This window comes from Streptomyces amakusaensis, from assembly GCF_039532665.1.
Classification (GTDB): domain Bacteria; phylum Actinomycetota; class Actinomycetes; order Streptomycetales; family Streptomycetaceae; genus Streptomyces; species Streptomyces amakusaensis.
Genome location: NZ_BAAASB010000053.1, coordinates 1 through 8,309 on the forward strand (window position 1 = coordinate 1; position 8,309 = coordinate 8,309).

Here is an 8,309-nt window from a genome sequence, read left to right on the forward strand (position 1 = left end):
ACAGGCCGTGCACCGGACGGGCTCGGAGTCGTCACTCATCCATCCAGGATGACGGAGGATCCCCGGCCGAGGGTGGGATTCACCAGACCTTCGCTGGCGAAGTGGCGGCTACCGTCCGGCCATGAGCACCTGGACCGACACAGCCACCACCAGCAGCCCGTCCTGCGTGCGCGGGCGGGGCGGACGATCGAGGAGTGGTCAGACCAGCGCCGCAAAGTGAGCGACCCCCGCGCGGGCGGGGCGGACCCCCTCCCTGACCCCGCCAAGGCCCGCCGCTACGAACGACCCCCGCGCGGGCGGGGCAGACCGCGCCTACCACCGCCCCGACCGGTACGTCCTGGAACGACCCCCGCGCGGGCGGGGCAGGCGGGTGGTGTCGGGCCGGTGGAGTGCGGCCCGTACGAACGACCCCCGCGCGGGCGGGGCAGACGTGACGTCGTAGCCGTCGGCGTAGGTGTACGGCGAACGACCCCCGCGCGGGCGGGGCAGACACGCCCGTCCAGGCCGCATGGCCGGAGGACGTCGAACGACCCCCGCGCGGGCGGGGCAGACACTTCCTGAACTGGGGTGTTGTCGCGTGATCATGCTGTTTTCCTTTACATGCTTCACGACCGTTCCCAGATTCTGCTGGCGGGCCACGGGCAAGTGCCACCGGGCTCTGGTGGCACCGTATCTGTCGGTATGGCGGTCGCGCCGACGGATGCCTGTACTCACGCGCGGTGCGTTCTCTCGGTGCGCCGGGGGCCTTGCTCAGGGCGGCGATGACGTCCGCGCGGTTCGGGTTGTGCTGGCACCAGCGCCAGCTCTGCCCGATCTGGTACGCCCGTCGTGCCTTCGTCTCGGTTCCTCGGTACGCCCGAGCTGGCCGAGGGGCTGGTGCTGTACTCCAGCAGGGGCTGCTCGACCGCTTGGAGGTCGGTGTGGGCGAGCACGGACACTGTCGCGACCGGGTCAGCGAGCGTCCAGCTCGACCGGGTCCACCGAGCCCCGGGATCTCGTGCCGGGTGCGCTCGTTGCCGGCCCGCGCGCTGGGCGAGCGATCCCTGCGAGGATGGGACGGACAACCGGCTCGTCGCCGAGGAGACCCAGCGCGTCGAGCGACTCCCGGATCAACGCTCGGGCGGGGCGGACACGACCACGAGCATGTTGGCGATCGAGCGACACCCGCATGGGGGCGCGGACAGTGCTCTGGCCGACCGCGCGAGTGCCCTCGGCTTCGTCCGGGTGGGCGATGCCTTTTGACCGGGTGCTTGCGGCCGTGCAGTCGACCGCCGTGGTGCCGGTCCCGCGCGCGGCATCGGACATGTCGTCTCCTGCGTGACCGGGGGAAGCTGGCCAGCGCGAACGCGCCGGGTGGTCAGGTCCTCATGTTCGGGGTGCCACGGACCGCGTACGCGGGCAGGAGTCCTTCCTTCAGGCAGGCGGGCGGAAGAGACAGTCCGAAGCGCCGCTCGATGACGCCCAACGTGCGCCGGTAGGTGACTTTGAAGTCCTCGTAGTCATCCCCATCGGGGTCTCTGGGAGCGAGGAGCGTCTTCCCGTCGGTGCCGAGTACTTGTCCGGCGATGAGGTCGGGAAGCAGCAGGTCGGGTTCCGCGCCGTAGCGCTGGTTCTCCTCGGCCAATCCGAAGCTGCACAGGGCCACGCCGTCGCGGGCGTACTCCACGGTGGCGGGCGGGTGCTCCTGTATCGGCACGTAGCGGATGGCCTCAACTTCGTCGCGGGAAATCTCTGCCAGCAGGTCCCCGCCGGTCGAATCTCCGTACTCCACGGCGAAGGACCAGCCTGCGGACTCGCCGACCCGCACAACCCCGTCGCCGTCGCCGTCCGGCCGGTACGCCTCCATGTCCAGGGCCCACGCCTGGGCGTCGGTGATCGGCTCGGTTGCCCCGTCCGGGTCCGCCCCCATGCGCAGCGCGAGCTCCTGGGCAGATATCCCCCGTGCGAACACCACGCTGGACATCCAGTTCTCCAAGCCGACCAGCCATTGAATTCCGTCGCTCACGCGCTCATCCCCCTACTTTCCTTCAGTGATCCAGCTGCCAATAACCTTAGGTAGGGCCACTGACAACCGACTTCCGTGACGTGGGTGCACTGGCGGCTCGGGCGGTTCAGGGACGGCGACCGCGCGGTAGCGCATGACCAGAAGACCGATCACCACCGTTCAGGACGAGCTCCTGGGGCGCGCGTCATGGCTGCCTCCGCTCAGGGTGGTCGGGGTGTTTGCGCCAGCGCTCGGCGAACTTGTTGACGACGTCGAGGACTTCGCTGGTGATAGTGAGTTTGTGGTTATCGCAGTGCGCCAGCAGGTCCACCAGGTTAGCCAAGGCGTCGAGGTCGGCCATCGCCTGACGGGGCTGGGTGCGCACGACGTGCGCGGCGACAATGTGGTCGGCCCAGAGGCCGTGGCCGGTGGACACGGTGGCGAGGACGTGCTCTCCGGCGCGCACCCCGATCCGAGCGGCACCCGGTTCGGTCAGTTCCCACGGGCGTGAGGTGCCGTCGGGGGCTTGCCCGGCTCCCTCAGCTGCATGCTTCTCCTCGTTGATGCGGGCCCACAAGAACTCGCACCAGTCCCAGACAGTGCCGCTCATACGGCGTCGGGGTGAACATCGAGGTCGGTGACTGCGAGATCAGGGTGGTGGCAGGAGGTACGCATCAGCTCGTCGACGAGGGCCGCGTTGGGAAGGGCGCGCTGCGGCCAGATCTCGTCGGCCATCTTCTCCCCCGGTGCTCTCGGAGCTTCTCATGGAACTTCTTGTGGCAGCCAGTCTCTGCGTGAGTCGGCTGTTGAAGGCCGCGCCCGGTCTGACTCCGCCTTAAGGGAGCGTACCCGTGAGCTCATCGCGCAAGGCGCTGTGGAGCCCGGTCATCTGGCAACTCGGGACCGGAGACCTCCGGCCCCGGGACCCGGGCCCGCGGCTTTCCGCCTCCCGGTCGGAACTCGACGAGCGGCACGTCTCCTGGCCGGCGCTGGGGCGCGTGCCCCTTCGGCCAGCCAGTGCACGAACGCTTGCCGCTCGGGCCAGTAGCGGCTGGTGGCGGGTTCGTCGGCGAGGACCAGGGCCTGGACACCGCTCGTGCCGACATCGAGCAGTCCGGCCCAGCCCTCGACGGCGCAGGCGCGGTCGTAGTCCTCCACCGGGCTCGGTTCCTCGCCCCAGCTCTCCGAACAGCCGCCCCATTCCGCCAGAACGGACACCGGCACGGCGATCAACGGGCCGCCCAGGGACTCCACCCAGCCCGAAGACCCCGGGCTTGAAGGAGACCCGGCGCGCGAAGAGTGATCCATACGAGCAGTGTGCCCCCAGCCACTGACAACGTGCCGCCGACAGCCCAACACCGTCTCCTACGGACCCGCTCCTGCATGAACACCGACCACGGCTGCCACGCGGCGAACGACCCCGCGCAGGCACGGACAACAGGGTGCTCGCGGAGCAGTGGCCGGATGGGTCCGAGTGACCCCCTCGTCGGCGGGGCGGACGGGCCTGATCGAGCAGATCACCACGATGTTCGGTGAACGACCCCCGCGCGGGCGGGGAAGACGCCGACACCGGATCCCCGCGCGGGCGGGGCGGACTGCGCGCGCAGCTTCCAGGAGATCGGCAGCTCCGAACGACCCCGCGCGGGCGGGGAGGACATCGTCACCGGCGACGCGGCCGAGTCCCTGGAAGAACGACCCCCGCGCGGGCGGGGAGGACGGGACACGGCAGTGACTGGCCCCGCCATTACTGGAACGACCCCCGCGCGGGCGGGGAGGACACTTCGTGACCTGGGGTGTTGTCGCGTGATCATGCTGTTTTCGTTCACAGGGTTCAGGAGAGCTCCTGGGTGCTGCTGCGGTGTTGCCGACACCAGACAGCACCGTATACGCCGGTCCTGGTCACCTGCATGCGTCTATGCCGAGGACCGAATCACCCACATCGTCACCGAGCACCTATATCCGTATACCCGCTTCGGTCCGAGGCGGCCGCACCGGCACGCTGCCGGCGGACCACGGAGGCGACTGCCCACCAGGCCCCTGCCTGCGGCCAGGGGCCTGGTGGGCGAGGTCGACACGGCTCAGCTCGGGGGTCACGCGACCACCGCCCCGGCCGTGTCGTCGCCCGGGGGTGGGCGGCGAGTTCGGGCAGCGGCCCGTCCATGGCGCGGACCCGGGCTGATCGGTCCGGGTGGTGGTCTGTTCGCGCAGCTGCTCCAGGCGCGCGGTGAGCAGGTGCTGCATGGTGCGGGTCCGGGCGGTGTCGGCGGCCTTCGCCGCCGCCGTGACGACGTCCGTGCCGTTCGGGTTGTGCTGGTACCAGCGCCTTCCCTGCTCGGCCTTGTAGGCCCGCCTGGCTTCCGCATCAGCTTCCCCGGTCCGGCTCAGCCGGCCGAGGGCGCTGGCGCGGTAGTCCGGCAGCGCCCCCTCGACCGTCTGGAGTTCGGCGTGGGCGAGCACGGCCGAGGCCGGGTCCGTGTCCAGGTCGGCCAGGTCCACCGAGCTCCGGGAGCTCGCGCCGGATGCGCCCGATGTCGGCCGCCAGCGACGCTCGGACCTCGGCGGCGACAGCGACCAGCCCGGCCTCCACGATTGCCACCTTGGTCCGGCACCAGCCACACACTCCTGCCGACCGGGCTGTGTGCGAGCGAGCCCGCGCGGGCGGGGCGGACTCCGCGAGGAGTGGCCGACGTGAAGGGGGGAGAGACCGACTCCCGCGCGGGCAGGGAGGACGATTCCAGCACGGCCTTGATGGTGGCGTCGTACGAACGACCCCCGCGCGGGCGGGGCGGACGTCTGCTGTTCACCGGACCAGTCGAGCCCGAGGGAACGACCCCCGCGCGGGCGGGGCGGACGGTCACGCGCGAACACGACACCCGGAAACTGGAGAACGACCCCGCGCGGGCGGGGAGGACTCCGGCCGCGACGGGCGGGGGTGCGGGGCGCGGGAACGACCCCTGCGCGGGCGGGGACGACCGGAAGCAGCCGGATCCGCTGCCGACGTAGCCAGGACGACCCCTGCGCGGGCGGGGACGACTGAGTGTCGCAGCAGCCCAGCCCTCGGGGGACCGGACGACCCCTGCGCGGGCGGGGACGACCCGCAAGGCTGACCGCGACCGCCGGGCCGACCGGGACGACCCCTGCGCGGGCGGGGACGACACTTCCTGACCTGGGGCGTTGTCACGTGATCATGCTGTTTTCCTTTACCTGCTTCACGACCGTTCCCAGATTCTGCTGGCGGGCCACGGGCAAGTGGTGCCGGGCTCTGGCAGCAACCTATCCGTCGGCATGGCGGCCTCGCCGACGGATGCCTGTACTGACCGTGCGGTGCGTTCCCTCGCTGTGTCGGCGGCCTTGCTCACGGCAGTGATGGCGTCCGCGCGGTTCGGGTTGTGCTGTTACTGGCACCGGTTGTTCTGCCCGATCCGGTACGACCGGCGTGCCTCTGTCTCGGCTTCCTCGGTACGCCCGAGGGGGCTGGTGCGGAACTCCAGCAGCGCCCACTCGACCGCCTGGAGCGCGGCCTGGGCGAGCGCGGACGCTGCTGCGGCCGGACCTGTGTCCAGCTCGTCCGGATCCACCAAGCCCAGGGAACTCGTGCCGGGTGCGCTCGCTGCCGGCCGCCAGCGACGTCCGGACCTCGGCGGCGGCGGCGACCAGCCCGGCCTCCACGTTCGCCGCCTCGGTCCGGCACCAGCCACACACCCCTGCCGACCGGGCTGTGTGCAAGCGACCCCGCGTGGACGGGGACAACCTGAGCGATCTGACACACAGCCTCAGGGACGTCGAGCGACCCCCGCGCGGGCGGGGCGGACCAGACCTTGTATCTGTGCACTATGTCCCCTTAGGGACAACCCCCGCGCGGGCGGGGAGGACATGAGGTCGATGGCGCGGCGTACGCAGCGGAACGAACGACCCCCGCGCGGGCGGGGAGGACTAGCCCCACGCCGACACCAGCCCGCCGCGTACAGAACGACCCCCGCGCGGGCGGGGAGGACAACCTGGGGTGTTGTCACGTGATCATGCTGTTTTCGTTTACCTGCTCCAGGACAGCTCCCGGGTGCTGCTGCGGTGTTGTCGACGTCGGCCACCACCGTAGACGACGTCGGTGCGGTGTTTGACCTGGAGGGTGATCCGCTCCAGCGGGTTCGTCGATTGGATCTCGATCACAGCCTCGCGCAGCCCCAAGCCTCCAAGCCCTCAAGCCCCCGGGCCGTCTGGTCGGGCGGCCCCGGGGGCCTGGGCGTAGTGGTGGTTGAGCAGGCGATCGACCTGGGGCGGGGCGGGGCTAACGGGGGCTGAGCAGGCAGAACTCGTTGCCCTCCGGGTCGGTCAGGATCCGCCAGGAGATGGCTGACTGGTCGATGCCCGGGTCGGAGGCGCCCAGAGCGCGCAGCCTGGCCTCCTCGGTTGCCGGGTTGTCACCGCGGTAGGGGCTGATGTCCAGGTGGATGCGGTTCCACCCGCTCTTGGTGTCGGGGGTGCGGACGAACTCCAGGTAGGGGCCGACGCCGTGGGCGGAACGCATGGTCGCGTGGTCGTCGGCGGTCTCGTGCACCGTCCAGTCCATTGCCTCGCCCCAGAACCGGGCCATCGCCCGCGGGTCGGTGCAGTCGACCACCACTGCGGCGATCGGTCCGGTGTCCCGGTAGATCTCCCGGGGCTCCAGGACGCAGAACTCGTTGCCCTCCGGGTCGGCCATGACTGTCCAGGGGACGTCGCCGTGCCCCACGTCGGCGATTGTCGCGCCGAGGTCCTTCAGGCGTGCGACCAGCTCCGCCTGATGGGCCGTCGAGGTGGTGGCCAGGTCGAGGTGCACCCGGTTCTTCACCGTCTTGGGTTCTGGGCGGGCGATGAGGTCGATGCAGACAGCCGCGGGGTCGGGGTAGGCGAAGCCGGCCGGTTCGAGGTTGGTCACGCCGGGGCCCTCGCTGTCGACACCCCAACCGAGTGCCTCCGCCCAGAACCGGCCGAGCGCGGCGTCGTCCTGGGCCTTCATGTTGATCTGCACGAGTCGTGTTGCCATGCCGCAGATCCTAGATTCGGAGTTGGCCAGTTTCAGTGGAGTTCCAGGGTGCCGAGCCACCGCTCCGCGCACTGTTGCCGCCGGCTCGGTCGCTCCCTGCGCGGGTGAACGCCGGCCGCCGCTGCCCGCGCGGCGAGCGACCCCCACACGGGCGGGGAAGACGCATCGAAAACCATCCTGGCCTGCGCCCTGTCAGAGCGACCCCCGCGCGGGCGGGGACGACCAGCCGGCAGCCGCGGCGCTCAACCCCGGTCGGGAGCGACCCCCGCGCGGGCGGGGACGACGTGGGAGGCGTGGGCGGTGAGGGAGGAGGCCATGAGCGACCCCCGCGCGGGCGGGGACGACTTCGCATCCGCCGCTCCGAATATGAGCGTTGGCGAGCGACCCCCGCGCGGGCGGGGACGACGAAGCCCTGCTGGAGGCGCTGCCCAAGCGCGGCGAGCGACCCCCGCGCGGGCGGGGACGACCGACCGTCACTGACGGCACGACAGAGTTCGCCCGAGCGACCCCCGCGCGGGCGGGGACGACGTAGTTGGCAGGGGCCTTGACCCCGCTCTGCACGAGCGACCCCCGCGCGGGCGGGGACGACACTTCGTGACCTGGGGCGTTGTCGCGTGATCATGCTGTTTTCCTTTACATGCTTCACGACCGTCCCAGATTCTGCTGGTGTGTCAGCGTCAAGTGGTGCCGGGCTCTGGACAGCACCGTATCCGTCGGAATGGCGGTCGCGTCGGCGGATGCCGGTTCTCACCGCGCGGTGCGTTCCCTCGCCGAGTCGGGGCCTTGCTCGCGGCGGCGATGGCGTCCGTGGGGTTCGGGCTGTGCTTGCACCGGTACAGGTTCTGCTCGGCCCGGTACCCTGCGGGCCCACCTCGGCTTCCTTGGTACGCCCGAGGGGGCTGGTGCGGTACTCCGGCAGCGCCCGCTCGCACGCTTGGAGTTCGGCGTGGGCGAGCACGGGCACTGCCGGGGCTGGTCCGTGTCCAGCTCGCCTGGGTCCACCGAGCCTCGGGAGCCCGTGCCAGGTGCGTACGATGCCTGCCGCCAGCGATGTCCGGACCTCGGCGGTGACGGTCACCGGCCCGGCTTCCACGATGGCCGCCTCGGTCCGGCACCGGCCACACACCTCGAACGGCCCGAGGTCACTGCCCCGCGCTGAACGGATCGGGGCCGCTCTCGCCGTAGTTTCCCGCGCCCAGTGGGTGCCTGGTGTGTGGCGTGTCCCGGAGTTCGCTCCCGCCCGGGCTCGGGTACGGGGGGCGGCTTTCGGCCGGGTTGACGGAGCGGCAGAAGAGCGTGGTG

At 71.0% G+C, this 8,309-nt stretch carries 9 protein-coding genes and 2 CRISPR repeat arrays; of the genes, 1 reads left to right on the top strand and 8 read right to left on the bottom strand.

Features of this window, described 5'->3' with window-relative positions; all coding sequences use genetic code 11:
- Positions 1–218: 218 nt before the first annotated feature.
- Positions 219–550: a CRISPR direct-repeat array (repeat unit 26 nt; unit sequence GAACGACCCCCGCGCGGGCGGGGCAG).
- A gap of 807 nt (positions 551–1,357) precedes the next feature.
- The 5 genes from ABD371_RS35505 to ABD371_RS35525 form a co-directional block, all read right to left on the bottom strand.
- The gene (locus ABD371_RS35505; protein WP_344486832.1) at positions 1,358–2,005 is read right to left on the bottom strand and encodes a DUF6461 domain-containing protein; all 648 of its coding nucleotides are present in this window, start codon (positions 2,003–2,005) and stop codon (positions 1,358–1,360) included.
- A 184-nt stretch (positions 2,006–2,189) separates the two neighbouring features.
- Positions 2,190–2,594, bottom strand: a complete 405-nt coding sequence (locus tag ABD371_RS35510; protein ID WP_344486835.1) for a DUF6221 family protein — start codon at positions 2,592–2,594, stop codon at positions 2,190–2,192.
- Positions 2,591–2,719 (bottom strand): hypothetical protein, encoded by a 129-nt coding sequence (locus tag ABD371_RS35515; RefSeq protein ID WP_344486838.1) that lies wholly within the window; start codon positions 2,717–2,719, stop codon positions 2,591–2,593. Before ABD371_RS35515 ends, ABD371_RS35510 begins: the two co-directional genes overlap by 4 nt.
- 150 nt (positions 2,720–2,869) lie before the next feature.
- Positions 2,870–3,292, bottom strand: a complete 423-nt coding sequence (locus tag ABD371_RS35520) for an Imm21 family immunity protein (RefSeq protein ID WP_344486840.1) — start codon at positions 3,290–3,292, stop codon at positions 2,870–2,872.
- Between the two features lie 645 nt (positions 3,293–3,937).
- Complete coding sequence (locus ABD371_RS35525) at positions 3,938–4,480, bottom strand: hypothetical protein (protein WP_344486843.1); 543 nt, start codon at positions 4,478–4,480, stop codon at positions 3,938–3,940.
- Between the two features lie 192 nt (positions 4,481–4,672).
- On the opposite strand from ABD371_RS35525, the gene ABD371_RS35530 reads away from it, so the two are divergent.
- Positions 4,673–4,987, top strand: a complete 315-nt coding sequence (locus ABD371_RS35530; protein ID WP_344486846.1) for a hypothetical protein — start codon at positions 4,673–4,675, stop codon at positions 4,985–4,987.
- A gap of 392 nt (positions 4,988–5,379) precedes the next feature.
- Here ABD371_RS35530 and ABD371_RS35535 read toward each other — a convergent pair whose 3' ends face one another.
- From ABD371_RS35535 to ABD371_RS35545, 3 genes are all read right to left on the bottom strand, one after another.
- Complete coding sequence (locus ABD371_RS35535; RefSeq protein WP_344486849.1) at positions 5,380–5,562, bottom strand: hypothetical protein; 183 nt, start codon at positions 5,560–5,562, stop codon at positions 5,380–5,382.
- A gap of 454 nt (positions 5,563–6,016) precedes the next feature.
- Positions 6,017–6,151 carry a hypothetical protein gene (locus ABD371_RS35540; protein WP_344486852.1) on the bottom strand — a complete coding sequence of 45 codons (135 nt, stop codon included), beginning with the start codon at positions 6,149–6,151 and terminating at the stop codon, positions 6,017–6,019.
- Positions 6,152–6,269: 118 nt separating this feature from the next.
- The gene (locus tag ABD371_RS35545) at positions 6,270–7,007 is read right to left on the bottom strand and encodes a VOC family protein (RefSeq protein ID WP_344486855.1); all 738 of its coding nucleotides are present in this window, start codon (positions 7,005–7,007) and stop codon (positions 6,270–6,272) included.
- A 134-nt stretch (positions 7,008–7,141) separates the two neighbouring features.
- Positions 7,142–7,596: a CRISPR direct-repeat array (repeat unit 28 nt; unit sequence GAGCGACCCCCGCGCGGGCGGGGACGAC).
- Positions 7,597–8,309: the final 713 nt, after the last annotated feature.

What these genes read in the sequence shown, in the direction of transcription:
- ABD371_RS35510 (WP_344486835.1), bottom strand. Translation starts at nt 2,594, where the DNA reads ATGAGCGGCACTGTCTGGGACTGGTGCGAGTTCTTGTGGGCCCGCATC.
- ABD371_RS35515 (WP_344486838.1), bottom strand. Translation starts at nt 2,719, where the DNA reads ATGGCCGACGAGATCTGGCCGCAGCGCGCCCTTCCCAACGCGGCCCTC.
- ABD371_RS35520 (WP_344486840.1), bottom strand. Translation starts at nt 3,292, where the DNA reads ATGGATCACTCTTCGCGCGCCGGGTCTCCTTCAAGCCCGGGGTCTTCG.
- ABD371_RS35545 (WP_344486855.1), bottom strand. Translation starts at nt 7,007, where the DNA reads ATGGCAACACGACTCGTGCAGATCAACATGAAGGCCCAGGACGACGCC.